This window comes from Streptomyces sp. NPDC001714, assembly GCF_042892755.1.
In the GTDB taxonomy this organism is placed as follows: Bacteria; Actinomycetota; Actinomycetes; order Streptomycetales; family Streptomycetaceae; genus Streptomyces.
In genome coordinates, this window is sequence record NZ_JBIAUL010000029.1 from 49,787 (window position 1) to 64,513 (window position 14,727).

The following is a 14,727-nucleotide window of genomic DNA, read 5'->3' on the forward strand; positions in this document are numbered from 1 at the left end:
GGCGCGGGGAACTGCGCGACCAGCCACGACGGCGCCGCACCCGCCCCGGGCCGGTGCCCGTCGCGGCGCCCCCGTCCCACCGCATACGCTGATCGCATGACCCCCCAGGCCGCCACCCCCGCCTACCGCAGACTGTCCGTCGAGGAGCGGCGCAGCCAGCTGCTCGACGCGGCCCTCTCCCTCTTCGCGCACCGCGCGCCGGAGGAGGTGTCGCTGGACGACGTGGCGGAGGCGGCCGGGGTCTCCCGCCCGCTCGTGTACCGCTATTTCCCCGGCGGCAAGCAGCAGCTCTACGAGGCCGCCCTCAGGTCGGCCGCCGAGGAACTCGAACACTGCTTCGACGAGCCCCGTGAGGGCCCCCTCCTGCCCCGGCTCGCCCGCGCCCTCGACCGCTACCTCGCCTTCGTCGACCAGCACGACGCCGGTTTCAGCGCCCTGCTCCAGGGCGGCAGCGTGGTGGAGACCTCGCGGACGACGGCGATCGTGGACGGCGTGCGACGGGCCGCCGCGCAGCACATTCTCAGCCACCTGGACATCGCCGACCCCGGTCCCCGGCTGCGGATGACCGTCCGGATGTGGATCACCGCCGTCGAGGCGGCCTCCCTCATCTGGCTCGACGAGGACAAGCAGCCGCCCGTCGACGAGCTGCGGGACTGGCTGGTGGACCAGTTCGTCGCCGTGCTCAGCGTGACCGCGCGCCGCGACCCGCAGACCGCCGCCCTCGTCGACGCCCTCGCGGCGGGTGGCTGAAACTGGTGCCGTGAAGAGTCAGGACACCCCCTTCGAGGGCGGCCCCATGGACGGGAGGGTGCTGCCCGTGCTGCTCGGCATGACCGGCCACCCCCCGAAGACGTACCGCATCCCGGTCCCGGACCCGGCGGGCGGCCCGCCCACCGTCCTGGTCTACCGTCGCGTGCCGCGCGGGCAGAGCAAGCGTCTCGGGCTGTCCCAGGGCTGGAAGTACGAGTACGACCCGACGGGCAGGGGCGGCGGGGCGGGTGGCGGCAAGCCGAAGTGGCCGTGGTCGAAGGCGGGCGACACCGACGGGTGACATGGTTGCGCCGAATCGCGCACCCCGCCGCGCGGACCACACATACATATCCGATTATCGCGTGATCATCGCGATGTGGAACGGAGAGACCGTCCCGCATCGGAGGTGATGACGTGTCAGGAAGGTTTCTGCGTCTGGCCTGTGCGGCCGCGGTGGCGGCGGCCCAGGCCGTCCTCACGCCGCTGCCCGCACTCGCGGCACCAGACCCCGCGCAACCGGTCGCCGAGCTGCTGACGGACCTGCAGCAGGCCTTCCGGGAGGCCGAACAGGCCACCGAGACCTACAACGCGACGGCGGAACGGCTGCAGCGCCAGCGCGCCGAGGTGACCCGCCTGGACGGCGAGCTGGCCATCGCCCGGCGCTCCCTGCACACCAGCAGGACGGAGGCGGGCCGGCTGGCCCGGCAGCAGTACCAGAACACCAGCGGGATCTCCCCGTACGTACGGCTGCTGCTCGCCCGGGACCCGCAGCACGCGCTTGACGAGGGCCATGTCATCGGCGAGCTGGCGCGCGAGCGGGCGAAGACGGTGGGCCGCCTGGCCGGCGACGAGCGGAGACAGGCCGACCTGGCCCGCCGGGCCCGCACGGCGCTCGACACCCGACTCGCCCTGGCCGAGAAGCAGAGGAAGCAGCGCGACGAGGTGCGCAACCGCCTCTCCGACGTGGAGCGCATGCTGGTGTCCCTCACCTCCGACCAGCTCACGGCCCTCGCCGACCTGGAGCAGGAGAGGACGGCGGACGCCCAGCGGAAGCTCACCACGTCCGGCGCCCTGGGCACCACCACCCCACCGCCCTCCCCGGCAGGCGACCGCGCGGTGCGCTACGCGGTGCGGCAGCTGGGGAAGCCGTACCAGTGGGGCGCGGCGGGGCCGGTGTCGTACGACTGCTCGGGCCTGACCTCCCAGGCCTGGGACCACGCCGGCACCCCCATCCCGCGCACCAGCCAGGAACAGTGGGCGGACCTGCCCCACGTCCCCCTGAACCGCCTGCGCCCCGGCGACCTGGTCGTCTACTTCCCCGAGGCCACCCACGTGGCCCTCTACCTGGGCGACGGCAAGGTGGTCCAGGCTCCTCGCCCCGGCGCCAAGGTCAAGGTCTCCCCGATCGCGGCGAACCCGATTCTGGGCGCGGTACGCCCCGATCCGAAGGCCGGCTCCCTGGCGCACTACAAGCCCCCGACGATCCCGAAGACGGCGACAGAAGGCTCGGACGAGGTCTTCGGGACTCTGTAGCCGACCCCACCCCCACCCTCCCACACCCGAAACTCAGGCCAGCAGCCCCGAGCTCTTCCACAACCGCCGCCCCACCCCCCGAAGAACCCCGATGTCGTCCAGGAAGTCGGTCAGCCGCTTCGCGCCCGTCTGCATGACCTCCCGTCGATGCCCACTCGCCCGCACCTGCGCCACGGCCTCCCGCTGGTCCAGCCCCACGTTCGTGTAGACCTCGGGATTGACGAACGCCACCGAGAACACCCGCGCGAACTCACCGGAGGTGACCCGCGTGAACTCCTGCGACCACCGCGGCGCCGTCACCATCTGCCGGCGCAGCTCCTCGCGGGCGTACCGCACGTGCCGGGCCTCCTCGACCACGTGGATCCGCGTGACCCCGCGGACGAGCGGCTGGACCCGCTCGTCTGGGAAGGTCAGCCGCTGCATCCAGTCCAGCACCTCCTCCCCGAGCAGGGTGGCGGTGAAGGACCCGGGCGTCGTGGAGATCGTCTTGAAGAGGCGGCCCAGGTTCTGGTGGGCCCGGCTCACCGGGTACCAGGGCGCGTCCCCGCGCGCTATCAGCCGCGCGAACATCTTCGAGTGCCGGCACTCGTCCTCGATCTCGGTCAGCGCGTAGCGCACGTGCGCACTCGTCGCCGCCTTGTCGTAGATGTGCCGGACCAGCAGCTGCATCAGGATCAGCTCGAACCAGATGCCCAGCGAGGCCAGTGCGGCGGCCTCGTGCTGCGACAGCAGCACCCGCTGCTCCTCGCTCATCCGCTTCCACATCGGCGTGTCGTACAGCGACACCAGCTCCGGCGGCCAGAACCACTTGCCGTCCTCGAAGGGCGCGTCCCAGTCCAGCTCCTTGTCCGGGTCGAAGGAGTGCTTCGCGGAGGAGACGAGCAGCCGTTCGGCCACCTGCTCGCGGTCCTTGAGCAGGCCGAGCGCGTCCCGCAGTCCGTCGACCGCGTCGGCTTCCGTCAGGGTCGTCATGGCTCCCTCACCTCGTTACCCGGGGGTACGTCGTCGTCCGCTCTTATGAGACCGCTTGTCAGCAAGCCGGTCAATCCCCCGCGCGCGACTTGTTGACTCCGCGTCTCAGAACCCGAGCACCGCCCGCATCACCGACCGGGCGATCGGCGCCGCGTCCCCGCCGCCGCTGATGTCCCCGCGGTCCGCGGCCGCGTCCTCGACGACCACCGCCACCGCGACCTTCGGCTCCAGGTCGTTGTCCGCCTGCGCCCAGGACACGAACCAGGCGTACGGCACCCCGGAGTTGCCGATGCCGTGCTGCGCGGTGCCGGTCTTGCCGCCGACCGTGGCGCCGCGGATCGCGGCGTTCGTGCCGGTGCCCTCCTCGACCACGTCGACCATGAGTTCCTTCATGCGCACCGCCGTCGCGGCACTCATCACCTGCCGCACCGGCCCCGCACCGCCCGTGCCGACCGTCTCGCCGGTCCGCCGCACGGTCCGCTCCACCAGGTACGGCGGGTGCGCCAGCCCCCCGTCGGCCACCGCCGCCGCGACCATCGCCATCTGCAGCGGCGTGGCCCGGGTGTTGTACTGCCCGATCGAGGACAGGGCCAGCTGCGCCTTGTCCACGCTCGTGTCGAAGGTGCTCGGCGCGGCGGTGAACGGGATGCGCAGCCGGGTGTCGTTGAAGCCGAACGCCTGGGCCGTCGCCGTCATGTCCGCCGCCCCCACGTCCACGCCCAGCTTCGCGAAGACCGTGTTGCAGGACCACTCGAAGGCCGCCCGCAGCGAGGCGTCCGCGCAGCCGTCGCCCTCGTTGGTCAGCCGGGTCGTGGTGCCCGGCAGCCGGTAGGGATCGGGGGAGTCGGTCGGCGCGTCCAGGTCGGTGACCACGCCCGCGTCCAGGGCGGCGGCCGCGGTGACCACCTTGAAGGTCGAGCCCGGCGGATACGTCTGCCGTACCGCCCGGTTGAGCATCGGCTTCTCCGGGTCGCCGTTCAGCCGTGCCCAGGCCGAGGTCACCGCCTCGCCGTTGCCGGACAGTTCGGAGGGGTCGTACGACGGGGTGGAGACCAGGGCGAGGATCCGGCCGGTCGCCGGTTCGATCGCGGCGACCGCGCCCTTGCGGGAGCCGAGACCCCGGAAAGCGGCCTCCTGGGCGTACCGGTTCAGGGTGGTGACGACGTTCCCGCCGGGGCTCACCGCCCGGCCCGTGTCGTTCCACAGCTGGAGGGACGACAGCATCGGGTCGGTCCCGGAGAGCACCCCGTCCTCGGCGTGCTCCAGGAACGTCGTGCCGTACAGCTGGGAGGCGAAGCCGGTGACCGGGGCGTACAACGGGCCCTGCGGGTAGGTGCGTTCGTAGCGCAGCTGTTCCCCGCTGTCCCGGGAGCCGGTGACCGGCTCGCCGCCGACCAGGATGTCGCCGCGGGGGAGGCCGTAACGGGCGATCGAGTTCCGGCGGTTGGCGGGGTTGTCGTCGTACTGCCGGGCCAGGACGACCTGGACGCGGGCCGCGTTGACGAGGAGGGCGAACAGCAGCAGGGCGCACAGGGCGCGGGCCCGCCGGACGTAGCCGGCCATGCCGCCCCGCCGGCGGCCGTACCCGGTGCTCATGGGGCCACCTGCCCGTCGTAGTGGCGGCGGGCCGAGTCGCTCACCCGGATCAGCAGGGCCACGATGGCCCAGTTGGTGACGACCGAGGAGCCACCCTGGGCCAGGAACGGCATCGCCATGCCGGTCAGCGGGATCAGCCCGGTCACCCCGCCCGCGATCACGAACACCTGGAGCGCGACGATCGAGGCGAGCCCGACCGCGAGGAGCCGGCCGAAGGGGTCGCGCAGGGCGAGCCCGGCCCGGTAGCCGCGCTCGACGAGCAGGCCGTAGAGGAGGAAGATCGCGGAGAGTCCGGCGAGACCGAGTTCCTCGCCCGCGGTGGCCAGGATGAAGTCCGACTTGGCGGCGAAGCCGATGAGGACGGAGTGGCCGAGGCCCAGTCCGGTGCCGAGGACCCCGCCGGCCGCGAACGCGAAGAGGGACTGCGCGAGTTGGTTCGGTCCCCGGCCCGCGTCGATCGAGGCGAACGGATGCAGCCAGTCCTCGATACGGCCGTGCACGTGCGGTTCCAGACGGCCGACGGCGACCGCGCCGAACACGGCGAGCAGCAGGCCGACGGCGATCCAGCCGGTGCGCCCGGTGGCGACGTACAGCATGACGACGAAGAGGCCGAAGAAGAGGAGTGAGGTGCCGAGGTCGCGTTCGAGGACGAGGACGCCGACGCTCACCAGCCAGATGGTGACGATCGGGCCGAGCACCCGGCCGGTCGGGAACTGCATGAACCACAGCCGGCGGCCCGCGTACGCGAGCGCGCCGCGGTTGGCGGCCAGGTACGCGGCGAAGAACACCGCGAGCAGCACCTTCGCGAACTCGCTGGGCTGGATGGAGAATCCGGCGACCCTGATCCAGATCCGGGCTCCGTTGACGGCCGGGAAGAGGATCGGCAGGAGCAGCAGGACGAGCGCGGCGGCGACGCAGACGTACGCGTAGCGCTGGAGCACGCGGTGGTCGCGGAGCATCAGCACGACCAGGATGAACAGGGCGACGCCCAGGGTGGACCAGACGAGTTGGGCGGGAGCCGCCCGGTCGCCGGGGGTCTGCAGGTCCAGCCGGTAGATCAGGACCAGGCCGAGTCCGTTGAGCAGCACGCCGATCGGCAGCGGCAGCGGGTCGGCGTACGGGGCGCGAAAGCGTACGGCGAGATGGGCGAGGAGCGCGAGGACCCCGAGGCCGGCGCCGTAACCGGCGGCGCCGGGCGGGACGGTGCCGGTCTTTGCCAGGCCGACCGCGCAGTAGCCGTACACGGAGAGCAGGACGGCCAGCACGATCAGGGCGAGTTCGATGCCACGGCGCCGGGGGAGGCGTAGGGCGGAGGTGGGGGTCGCGGTCGCCGCCAGGGTGGTTCCGGCCTTGGTCATGTCCGGAACTTACCCAAATAGTGCGAGTTGAGTGTCCTGCTGGTCAGCACCAGCGTGGCGTACGGCCGAGGGTGTCGATGCCGGAGGCGGGGTCTTTAACCGGCGGGGTCGTCCGGGCCGCCGGGACCGAGGAAGTCGAAGTCGTCGGTGTCGGTCGTCCCGCCGATGCCGCCGATGCCGCCGGTGTTGCCGACGCCGTCGAGGCGGCCGTCGTCGGGATCGACGAACTGGCCGGTCACCGGGTCGGCGCTGTCCCAGCCGTCGTCGGCGAGCGCGGGCGCGGTGCCGCAGAGGGTGACGAGGGCGGCGGTGACGGCTATGAGCGTGCGGCGGGGGAGCATGGTGCCTCCGGCGGGCGATCGGTGCGGACCTGGCTATTCGCCACGCTAGGAGGGGTCGGAGGGGGGCGCCCCTTGCAGTGAGCCGAAGGGGGGCCGAGGGGAGTGAGGCATGTGCCGGCCGGTGGGGGTTGCTCGCGCAGTTCCTCCCCCGGCCTTCGGCCGGGGGGGACCCCCAGCGCCCCTGAAAGAAGGGGCGCTGCAGTGCGCCCCTTTAGGGGCGCGGGGAACTGCGCGACCAGCCACGTACCACCCGCAGCCGCGCAACGCACCGCTCACCCCCCTACGGAAGCGTCAACGTCGCCACCGCCCCACCGTCGATCGCGTTGGCGAACGACAGCCGCGCGCCGAGCACCTCCGCCTGCCCCACCGCGATCGTCAGCCCCAGCCCGTGCCCCCTGGCCCCGCCCTCCGTCCGGAACCGCTGCGGGCCGTTCGCCACCAGGTACTCGGGATAGCCGTCCCCGTGATCCCGCACGGTGACCTCCTTCCCCTCCACCGTCAGCACCACGGGCCCCCGCCCGTGCCGGTGCGCGTTGGCGACCAGGTTCCCCAGCACCCGTTCCAGCCGCCGCCGGTCGGTCTCGACCCACACGTCCCGTGCGACCTTCACCTCGGTCTCCGTCCCGGACGCCCGCACCACCCGCTCGGCCAGCGTGCCCAGCGCCTCCGCGTCGGTCTCCAGCCGCTCCCGGCCCGCGTCGAGCCGGGAGATCTCCAGCAGGTCCTCGGTGAGCGTGCGCAGCGCCGCCACCCGGTCCCGGACCAGTTCCGTCGGCCGCCCCGGAGGCAGCAGTTCCGCCGCCGCGTGCAGCCCCGTCAGCGGCGTCCGCAGCTCGTGCGCCACGTCGGCCGTGAACCGCTGCTCGCTCTGCAGTTTGCTCTGCAGCGACGCGGCCATCCCGTCCAGCGCGGCGGCGACGGCGGCCACCTCGTCCTGCGGCCGGGTCGGGTCCTTCGTACGGGGGTCGTGCACGCGGGCGTCCAGGTCGCCGGCGCTGATCCGCCGGGCCACCTGCGCGGTGCCGTGCAGCCGCCGGGTCACCCGGGTCACCGCGAACGCGCCGACCAGCAGCGTCGCCCCGATGGCCAGCGCCGACGACCAGAGGATGGAGCTGTCCAGTCCTGCGATGGTGCGGGCCTGCTGGGAGTAGTCGACGGCCACCGAGAGCGCCCGGTGCCGGTCGGCCGGGCCCGCCGCCCACATGGTGGGGTGACCGTCGTCCCGGGTGACCATCGTGCCGCGGTCCCCGGCCACCGCCAGCGCCCGCAGCTGCGCGGGCAGCCCTCGCGGGTCGACGCGGGCGCCCCGCGGCAGCGCGTCCCCCGCCTCGTACGCGGTCGTCGCCTCCGCGAGCCGGGACAGCGCCTGCTCGCGGGCCTGGGCGACGGTCTGGTCGGTGACCGAGACATGCACCAGGACGCCGAGCAGTGCGGCCAGCGCACAGCACATCACCGTGATGAACGCGGCCGACTTCGCCGCCAGCGTCCCGGCCCAGCGCGGGAGCCTCATCGCGCGCCCGCCGAGGCCGACGGCATCGGCCGGCGGGTGTGGTGTCCCTTACCGGTGCGCAGGAACTCGTCCCGGGAGAACACCATCGCCTTCCGCTCCGGATCCCATGCCCAGGTCGTCCGGTACTCGTACCCGCTGATCCCGGCCGGCGACCGTACGATCACCGTCCGCCCGGCCAGCTCGACGCCGATGATCGCGTCGTCGTCGTCGAGGACCTGTTCGAGCCGGTGCTTCTCGACGGTGTACACGCGCAGCGCGGTCTGGTTGGTCGGATACAGCCGGAACCCGAGCGTCAGCTCGTCCCGCCCGTCCCCGGTGAGATCCCGGTAGTACGGCTTCAGCAGCGGACAGCGCGCCCCGCCGCCGCCCGCCGTGCACTCCTTCATCCGGTCCGCGGTCCCGTGGTACGCCCCCTTGGCCCCGTAGTCCGCCGGATCCGAGGCGATCTCCGCCCGTACGACGGCCACCGGATCCACCCGGCGGATGTCTTCCCCGGGAACCGTGATCCCCTTCACGGCCTGCGTGCTGCCCTCGTCGTACGGCCAGGCCGGGCTGGCCGCCGGCCGCAGGTCGGGCCAGAGCTTCGCGGGGCTGACCGCGGTCGGCGCCGCCCCGGCCCCGCGCAGCCCGCCGGAGTCGCCGCAGCCGGCCGCGGTCACCGCCAGCAGGGCGACGGCGGCCGCGGTCAGGGCGGTACGGACGGGACGACGGGCTGGCACGCTGCTCCTGGCTCGGCGGGGTCGGTGGGCCGGGGCCCCGTACACCTTATTCGTAGATTTGTAAGGAAGTCCTTTTTGCGCCTGGGGCCGCCGGTGCACGGGAGAGGCTACTCGGCGAGGTCCTCCAGAAGACGGGCGGTGGACAGACCGGCCCGCAGGTAGGCCACGAACAGCTCGTTGTGCAGCGCCCAGGGCGAGCGGCGGGCCCGCACCAGCCGGATCGCCTCCTCGGCCGTACGCCCCTGGTGCACCAGCGCCTGCGCGACCACGAGCCCCGACCGGTTGTACCCGCTGTAGCAGCGCACCAGCACCGACCGCCCCGCGTCCAGGGCCTCGCTGGCCGCCCGTGCGAGCCGCATCACGCCCGCCAGCTGGGTACCGTCCAGCGGCCCGTCCGGTATCGGCCACACATGGTGCTCGACCCCGTCGGCCGGACCGTGCCCGGGCATCCGCAGCAGGCTCTGCACCAGATCGAACTCGTCCCGCACCACGGCAGCCTCCAACTGCCCCGAACGCTCCCGGAACTCGTGCCCGCCCATCCACAGCCCGGGCAGCACCTCGCTCCAAGGATTGTCCGGAGCCGGCACGTCGTACTGCTCCCCACGGATCCGCACCCGGCGCCTCCCCGCTGCGCGCGCCAACCCCTGTCAAAGGTAGCGGGGTTCTTGCCCCTGGAGCACCCCGCCTGTTCCCATGGTCGAGGGGTGATGGCGCAATGAGCGGACTGCGCGTCGTGCCGGCCTGGCGGCACGGCCAGGAGCGACTGTACGTATGCCTCACGGACGGAAGGAACGTCGCCTGGTACGACCGGGAGGCGGGCCGGGTCAACCTGCTCAGCGAGGAGCGGCGGGACGAGGTGCTGGAGACCCTCAGGCCGTTCCTGACCGGCCCGGTCACGATCGGCCCGCCACCCGTGCCCACCCCCGCCGAACTGGCCCGGCTGAGCCTGCATCCCGACGACGACCTGGCGCCCAACCGCCCCGGCGAGGCGCTGCTGGTCGCCCTCGACCGGGACCCCGGCCCGGCCCACCGCCTGCGCCCGGACCCGCGCCGCCGCGCCCTGACCGCGGAACAGACCGTCGGCGACGCGCTGGACCGCCTGGACGGGGCCGGCTGGCACGCCCTGCACTCCGTCCCGCTGCCCGGCGGCGACCGCCTGCACCACCTGCTGATCGGGCCGGGCGGGCTGTTCTGCGTCCACTCCCTCTACGCCCGCAAGCAGAAGGTCCTGGTCGCCGACCCGATGATCACACTGGGCCGGCGTGAGCCCCAGCCACTCCTGCGCCGCCTGCGGGCGGACGCCGACCGGGCCTCGTACGCGCTCACGGCGGAGGTCCGCCCGGTCCTGGCCCTGACCGAGCCGGCGGACGTCAGGCTGACCGCCCCGCCGCGCGAGGTCCACATCCTCCGCGACCGGGACCTGGACACCCTGTCCCGCCTGGGCGGCGTCCTCAAGCCGGCGGACGTGGAGGCCCTGCACGCGATGGCGCGGGACCGGAACACGTGGGTGAGGGTGTAGGGGCCCCGTAGGGCACTGAGGGCGTTCAGGGCAGCGTCGCCGCGCGCCCCGCGTCCAGCAGCGGAGCCAGCAGGTCCCCGTGGTCCTGGAGGCGCGGCGCGATGTCCCCCGCCCGGAACACCAGCTGCCCCGCCGCCCGGCACTCCGCGACCTCGTCCCACGTCACCGGCGCCGACACCGTCGGCTCCCGCCGCGCCCGCACCGTGTACGGGGTGGCCGTCGTCTTCCGCGCCGCGTTCTGGCTCCAGTCCACGAACACCTTCCCCGGCCGCAGACTCCGGGTCATCCGGTGCACCACCAGCCGTGGCAGCGCCCGCTCGGCCTCCACCGCCAGCGCCTTCGCGTACTCGCTCACCCGCTCGCTGGACGCCCCCCGCACCGCCGCCAGCAGATGCAGCCCCTTCGACCCGGCCGTCTTGGCGTACACCTCGATCCCGTCCGCCGCCAGCCGCTCCCGCAGCCACAGCGCGACCTCACAGCACTGCACCACCGTCGCCGGCGCCCCGGGGTCCAGGTCGAAGACGATCCGGTCCGCCTCGTCCGGCGTCCCCACCAGCCACTGGTGCGTGTGGAACTCGGTCACCAGGTTCGCCGCCCACATCAGACTCGCGAGGTCCTGCACCAGCACCATCCGGGCCGCCCCCTCCGACCGGCGCACCTCGGCGGTCGTGACCCACTCGGGCGTACCCGGCGGCACGTTCTTGGCGAAGAAGACCTGGCCGTCAGGACCGTCCGGGTACCGGAGGAACGAGACCGGCCGGTCCCGCAGGTGCGGCAGCAGGACCCCGGACGTCGTCGCGTAGTAGTGCAGCAGCTCGCCCTTGGTGAACCCGGTCGCCGGATACAGCACCTTCTCCAGATTGCTGAGCGCGATCCGTCGCCCGTCCACCTCTGTGATCGGCGTCATACGATGACAATCTCATACAAAGGCGTACGCCCTGGACGGAGGGAAGCCGCACGTGCGATCCATCTGGAACGGCGCGATCTCCTTCGGTCTCGTCAGCATCCCGATCAAGCTGGTGAACGCCACGGAGAGCCACTCGATCTCCTTCCGTCAGGTCCACACCGAGGACAACGGTTCTCTGGGGGTGTGGGTCGTTCTGCTGGCAGGCCGGTGGATATCGGCGCAGGTGGGGGCCCTGGATCGGGGTCTCTCGGCTTGCAACAGCTGTGGCGGACTCCCGTAAACGTCATGTCGCTGCATTCGCACTGCCTGGTGAGGCGTCCTCCTTGGAATGCGGCTTCACGACGCCCCGTCCACGCGTCCGGTCTATCTCGTGCCAGTCCGGCCGTAGTCCAGCGAGATTCGTGGTGAAGAAGTACGCGGTACCGCAGGCGAGCAGCACCGGCACGAGTCCGACGGCGGTCACCGCCGCCCCGGCGAGCAGCCCGCCGAGAGGGATACCGGCCCAGGCCAGCGAGTCACCGAGGGCGTTGACCCGGCCCAGCATCCGGCGTGGCACCCGCTCGACGAGGACGGCCCCCAGCACTGGATTGACGAAGCCGGCACCGAACCCACTGATCGCGAAGACGGCCAGTACCACCCCCAACCGAGCATCGAAAGCGAGGATCAGGAACCTCGGTGCCCCGGCCAGCAGGAACCCGGTGAGAACCACCACCCGCCGCCGCAGCCGGTGCGCGACCACCGCGGCGATCAGGCTCCCGCCGACCGCCGTGGCCCCCATCACGCTGCCCATCAGGCCGATCGCGGTCGGCCCGTTGCCAGACTCCCTGGCCCAGACGGGTACGAGCACCGAAGTGATCGCCGCGTCCAGCAGGTTGGTGATGCCGCACATGACGATGACGGTGAGCAGCAGCGGCTCACCGCGCAGGAAGGTGAAGCCCTCGCCGAACCGCCGCCAGTAGCCCGGTCCCGTTTCCCCGGCGGGCGAGGGGGCTTCCTCGACCGCGTGCCCCATGCTGCGAGGCAGCGCGAGTTTGATGATCACCGATCCGAGGGCGAAGCAGCCCGCGTTGACGGCGAGTCCGCTCAGGGGACCGAGCATCGCCACCAGGGATCCGCCGACCGCCAGGCCGACGGTAGAGGCCAGCCGCTCGATCACACCAGCCAGACCGGTGGCCCGCTCCAGCGGCACCTGGCCGCGCTCAGCCGCCTCCGGGACCATCACCTCCTTGGCCAGGTCGCCGGGTCCCCGGGCCGCGCCGATCAGCGCGACCAGGGCCAGCAGGAGCGGAAAGGACAGCAGATCCAGGGCGTGGAGCAGGGGAACCGCGGCGGCGGCGATTGCGCTGGCCAGATCGGTGGTCCAGGAAACGGCCCGCGGGCCGATCCTGTCGACCAGCGGCCCGGTGAACGCCTTGACCACCACGTAGGGCGCCATCTCGCAGAAGGCGACCAGTCCGGTCTGGGTGGCGCTCCCGGTTGTGACGAGGACGAACCAGGGCAGCGCCACAACGGAGATCCGGGTGCCGGTCAGCGACACAACCATGGCCGCCAGCACCCCGCCCAGGGGCCGTAAGGGCCTCTTGCCGGGTATGCCGCCGGCCTCCGAGGCGTCGTCGGTCATGACGTCAGGCTTCCTTCCTCTTCTTGAGGGCCGGAAGGGAGTGGCGACGCAGCAGGCGCATCCAGTTCGGGCAGGATCTGCGTGATCACGGCGACCCGTTCGGCTCCCTCGGGGGCACTCGCCGCAGTCTCCGGCGCGTCTCGCCGGTAGCGCGCGATGACTTCGGCCAATTCCCGGTACAGGGCGGTGGCTTCCTCGGGGGTGAGCCGCAAGGCCCAGTCGCTCATGTCGAAGGTGTTCCGCCATGCACGGGGCATCGTCTGAAGCTCGTTCAGGGTCTGCTGCGTGCGCAGGGTGTAGATGGCGGCGACGGACTGCTGGTAAGCCAGTGCGGCCTCGGGCTCCCGCTCGGCCAGCTCCGGATCGTTGAACCAGGTAGTCCGGTGCACCGAACGCCACCAGCGCTCTCGCGCGTTGCCGCGTTCGGTGTCCTCCTCGACGAAACCGGCCGCGCCGAGCTGCCGGAGGTGGTAGCTGGCCGTACCGGAATTCACGCCCAGTCGCTCAGCGAGGCGGGTGGCCGTCGACGGGCCGTACTTCCTCAGCAGCCCGACCAGCTGCACGCGCACCGGATGTGCCAGGGCACGCAGCCCCTTGGCATCCAGGACGACCGAGTCCTCTTCGACGTTCGGGCCGTCCGGCCTCTCTACTGCATCAGTCATGCGACACACGGTAGTCCGCAAAGAGTTCTTCGCAAAGAGATCTTCGCGAAGAACTCTTTGTGGTTCATCTCGCTCGAGGTGCCGCTGCTCATCTGTCGACCGATTCCTGAACCAGGGCCGGGGCCACGGTCCCGCCGGCGCTGCCGTTCACGAGTTAGGGGACGATCACGGCCCACCGTCACTGTTCCCATGTCAGGAGGCTTGTTTGGCGCGACGCCCCCTCCTGCCGGTAAGGGCTTTGAGTAGGTCGTCGCGGGTCATCGATGAACGACCCGGGATCTCGGCGTTCGATGCGCGCTGGTAGAGCTCGGCCTTGCTCAGCCCCTCCAGCTCCGAAACCTTCGAGGACTTCGCTGCCTTTCCTGCCGTACGGCCGGCGCGCTTTTCGGCCGCTGTCTTCAACCGCGTCGGAGGACTCGTGCCCGCGGCTTTCTGCGCCCCCTTCCCGCTTCCCTTCCTTGTCGTCTCGGCCTGTTTGACACTGGCCTCCAACGCGCTCATGAGATCGATGACGTTGGTGGAACGCGGCGGCGGCTCACCCTTCTCCACCGTCTGACCAGTGCGCTTGGCCTCCACGAGCTGGAGCACCTTCTCCTGGTAGGTGTCGTGGTACTCCTCCGGATTCCAGTCGGTGCTCAGCGCTTCGACCAGCTGCACCGCCGTCTGCAGCTCCTTCTCGGCGACCTGCGTCTCCTCCGGGAGACTTCCGATTTCCCGATGAGGGTCACGGACCTCGTCCGCCCAGTGCATGGTGTGCATCGCCAGGACGTCACCCTCTGCTTTCACCGCGACCAAGTACTCGTGATTGCGCATGACGACCGTGGCGATACCGACCTTGTTCGCGTGGGCCAGGGCACTGTGGAGCAGGGCGTAGACCTTGGCGTACTCCTTGCCCTTGGGGGCCAGGTAGTAGGTCTTGTCGAAGAAGACCGGCTCGACCTGGTCCAGGTCGATGAAACCGGTGATCTCCAGCGACTTGGACTGGCCAGGGGCGATCTCGTCCAGTTCGCTGGGCTCGACGACCACGTATTCGTCCCCCATGTCGAAGCCCTTGACGATCTCCTCCATGGGGACTTCCTCGCCGGTGCGCTCGTTGACTCGCTTGTTGCGCACCCGGTCGGACGTTCCGCGTTGGAGCTGGTTGAAGCGGATCGTGTGACTTTCCGTCGCCGTGAACAGTTGCACCGGCAGGGCGACGAGCCCGAATGAGAGAGCACCGCTCCAGACCGCTCGGGCCAT

At 71.6% G+C, this 14,727-nt stretch carries 15 protein-coding genes and 1 pseudogene; 5 read left to right on the forward strand and 11 right to left on the reverse strand.

Annotated elements, in window-relative coordinates:
• Nucleotides 1–96 precede the first annotated feature (96 nt).
• The 3 genes from ACFY0P_RS45880 (at nt 97) to ACFY0P_RS45890 (ending at nt 2,283) form a co-directional block, all read left to right on the forward strand.
• Nucleotides 97–750 (forward strand): TetR/AcrR family transcriptional regulator, encoded by a 654-nt coding sequence (locus ACFY0P_RS45880; protein ID WP_388928134.1) that lies wholly within the window; start codon nt 97–99, stop codon nt 748–750.
• Nucleotides 751–760: 10 nt separating this feature from the next.
• Nucleotides 761–1,051: a hypothetical protein gene (locus ACFY0P_RS45885; RefSeq protein WP_388928137.1), complete on the forward strand. Its 291-nt coding sequence runs from the start codon at nt 761–763 to the stop codon at nt 1,049–1,051.
• Between the two features lie 113 nt (nt 1,052–1,164).
• Complete coding sequence (locus tag ACFY0P_RS45890; protein ID WP_388928140.1) at nt 1,165–2,283, forward strand: NlpC/P60 family protein; 1,119 nt, start codon at nt 1,165–1,167, stop codon at nt 2,281–2,283.
• A 33-nt stretch (nt 2,284–2,316) separates the two neighbouring features.
• Here ACFY0P_RS45890 and ACFY0P_RS45895 read toward each other — a convergent pair whose 3' ends face one another.
• From ACFY0P_RS45895 to ACFY0P_RS45925, 7 genes are all read right to left on the reverse strand, one after another.
• Entirely contained in the window at nt 2,317–3,255 is a 939-nt protein-coding gene (locus ACFY0P_RS45895; protein WP_388928142.1) for a diiron oxygenase, read from the reverse strand.
• Between the two features lie 105 nt (nt 3,256–3,360).
• On the reverse strand, nt 3,361–4,851 hold the full coding sequence (locus ACFY0P_RS45900) for a penicillin-binding transpeptidase domain-containing protein (protein ID WP_388928145.1): 1,491 nt from the start codon (nt 4,849–4,851) through the stop codon (nt 3,361–3,363).
• A complete protein-coding gene (locus tag ACFY0P_RS45905) occupies nt 4,848–6,209 on the reverse strand; it encodes an FtsW/RodA/SpoVE family cell cycle protein (RefSeq protein WP_388928148.1) in 1,362 nt (453 codons plus the stop codon). Before ACFY0P_RS45905 ends, ACFY0P_RS45900 begins: the two co-directional genes overlap by 4 nt.
• A 95-nt stretch (nt 6,210–6,304) precedes the next feature.
• Nucleotides 6,305–6,550 (reverse strand): hypothetical protein, encoded by a 246-nt coding sequence (locus ACFY0P_RS45910; protein ID WP_388928151.1) that lies wholly within the window; start codon nt 6,548–6,550, stop codon nt 6,305–6,307.
• 280 nt (nt 6,551–6,830) lie between these two features.
• Nucleotides 6,831–8,060, reverse strand: a complete 1,230-nt coding sequence (locus ACFY0P_RS45915) for an ATP-binding protein (protein WP_388928154.1) — start codon at nt 8,058–8,060, stop codon at nt 6,831–6,833.
• The gene (locus ACFY0P_RS45920; RefSeq protein WP_388928156.1) at nt 8,057–8,779 is read right to left on the reverse strand and encodes a hypothetical protein; all 723 of its coding nucleotides are present in this window, start codon (nt 8,777–8,779) and stop codon (nt 8,057–8,059) included. Before ACFY0P_RS45920 ends, ACFY0P_RS45915 begins: the two co-directional genes overlap by 4 nt.
• A gap of 107 nt (nt 8,780–8,886) precedes the next feature.
• Nucleotides 8,887–9,393 carry a protein phosphatase gene (locus ACFY0P_RS45925; protein WP_388928158.1) on the reverse strand — a complete coding sequence of 169 codons (507 nt, stop codon included), beginning with the start codon at nt 9,391–9,393 and terminating at the stop codon, nt 8,887–8,889.
• 101 nt (nt 9,394–9,494) lie between these two features.
• Between ACFY0P_RS45925 and ACFY0P_RS45930 the strand changes: the two genes are divergently transcribed.
• Complete coding sequence (locus ACFY0P_RS45930) at nt 9,495–10,298, forward strand: nuclease-related domain-containing protein (RefSeq protein WP_388928161.1); 804 nt, start codon at nt 9,495–9,497, stop codon at nt 10,296–10,298.
• Nucleotides 10,299–10,323: 25 nt separating this feature from the next.
• Here the strand turns inward: ACFY0P_RS45930 and ligD are convergent, their stop codons facing one another.
• A complete protein-coding gene (ligD, locus tag ACFY0P_RS45935; protein ID WP_388928164.1) occupies nt 10,324–11,205 on the reverse strand; it encodes a non-homologous end-joining DNA ligase in 882 nt (293 codons plus the stop codon).
• A 52-nt stretch (nt 11,206–11,257) separates the two neighbouring features.
• On the opposite strand from ligD, the pseudogene ACFY0P_RS45940 reads away from it, so the two are divergent.
• Nucleotides 11,258–11,383 (forward strand): annotated as a pseudogene (locus ACFY0P_RS45940) (Ku protein); the annotation flags it as partial.
• 105 nt (nt 11,384–11,488) lie between these two features.
• On the opposite strand, the gene ACFY0P_RS45945 reads toward ACFY0P_RS45940, so the two are convergent.
• From ACFY0P_RS45945 to ACFY0P_RS45955, 3 genes are all read right to left on the reverse strand, one after another.
• Nucleotides 11,489–12,826 (reverse strand): MFS transporter, encoded by a 1,338-nt coding sequence (locus ACFY0P_RS45945; protein WP_388928167.1) that lies wholly within the window; start codon nt 12,824–12,826, stop codon nt 11,489–11,491.
• Nucleotides 12,823–13,488 carry an ArsR/SmtB family transcription factor gene (locus ACFY0P_RS45950; protein ID WP_388928169.1) on the reverse strand — a complete coding sequence of 222 codons (666 nt, stop codon included), beginning with the start codon at nt 13,486–13,488 and terminating at the stop codon, nt 12,823–12,825. The genes ACFY0P_RS45945 and ACFY0P_RS45950 overlap by 4 nt, the downstream gene beginning before the upstream one ends.
• Nucleotides 13,489–13,680: 192 nt before the next feature.
• Entirely contained in the window at nt 13,681–14,727 is a 1,047-nt protein-coding gene (locus tag ACFY0P_RS45955; RefSeq protein ID WP_388928171.1) for a Ku protein, read from the reverse strand.